The 1,222-nt window shown below is 63.0% G+C and carries 1 protein-coding gene; it reads right to left on the minus strand.

Going from position 1 to position 1,222, the window contains the following annotated elements:
* Positions 1-979, minus strand: a 979-nt coding sequence (gene istA, locus AC0KUR_RS37890; RefSeq protein ID WP_473377389.1) for an IS21 family transposase, incomplete at its 3' end; no start/stop codon positions are given.
* Between the last annotated feature and the right edge of the window lie 243 nt (positions 980-1,222).

Here is a 1,222-nt window from a genome sequence, read left to right on the forward strand (position 1 = left end):
GGTGCAGCTTCACGCATTCCCATACCGACAGCTTCGGTGGCGCGTCCGGCAACGTCATCAGGAGTGGCTTCTCGATCGCGAAGCGCGCCAGCGGTTGCTCCTGCGTTGTGCCGTGGGTGCGGGTACCGGCCTGTTGCATAACCCACTCTCGCAGTTGTCGGTTGGCGTCGGCGCGATCACGGAACTCGCGCAGCGGCACGAACGATTTCTTGACGTACTTGACGCCCGCCTCAACGATTCCCTTTTTCTGCGGATCGCGAGGCGGACAGGCGTCGATCCGGAACCCATACCCTTCGGCCAGCGCAGCGTAGGAGCGCTGCGCAGCCGGATCGTAGCGGCAGGCCCGGATGATCGCGCACTTCGCGTTGTCGATGATGACCCGGCTGGGCACGCCACCGAACCACTCGAAGGCCCGTCGGTGACAGGCCAGCCACGTCTCGACGGTCTGATCTGGAACGATCTCGGCGTACTGATGGCGCGACCAGCACAACGTCATCACGAAGATCCACGTCTTGATCACGATGCCGTCGATCGTGAGCACCGGCCCCGAACCGAAGTCGACCTGCACGGCATCGCCCGGCGCGAACTCGAGGATCGTCGTCGCCTTGATACCGCGCTCAGCCGACAGATGCTGCACCATGCGCCGCACCGCCGAGTAGCTGCCCGTATAGCCGTGATTGCGTCGCAGGGCTTCGTGGATCGTGGTGCCTTGCACGCCGGCGGCAATCCAGTCGCGGATTTGTGCGCGCAACGGCTCCGCTGTCGAGACGCAGGTACGCACGGGCTTCGTAATCTTGTTGAAGACCGTAGCGATCTCGGCCTCGTGCGGCATCGGCGATGCGGGATCGAGCCAGCCGTGCGCGTCGGCTGCCTGTCGAACCACCGCCAGCTTGGTTCTGCCCATCAGATGCCCGCGCGCGATGTCGCGGTCGGAATCGCCGCGCCGCATACGGGCAAGGATTTGACGATACTGAAACACTTCGAACCTCCGGTCGGTCATGGTCGCTCCGTTCAAAAAAGAACGAGCGTACCGACTGGGAAATTCGAATCGCGCCTACATCCGGTTGCTGCTGGCGCTGTCGCGCCAACCATCAGGTGGCCTCTTTACGCCGATCCTGGACTGGCTCCATTACGCCGATCACGGACTGGCCTCATAACGGCGATCATCAAGTGGCCTCATTACGCCGATCACGGATTGGCTCCATAACGGCGATCCGTGACA

This window comes from Burkholderia sp. YHN3-13 (genome assembly GCF_055810675.1).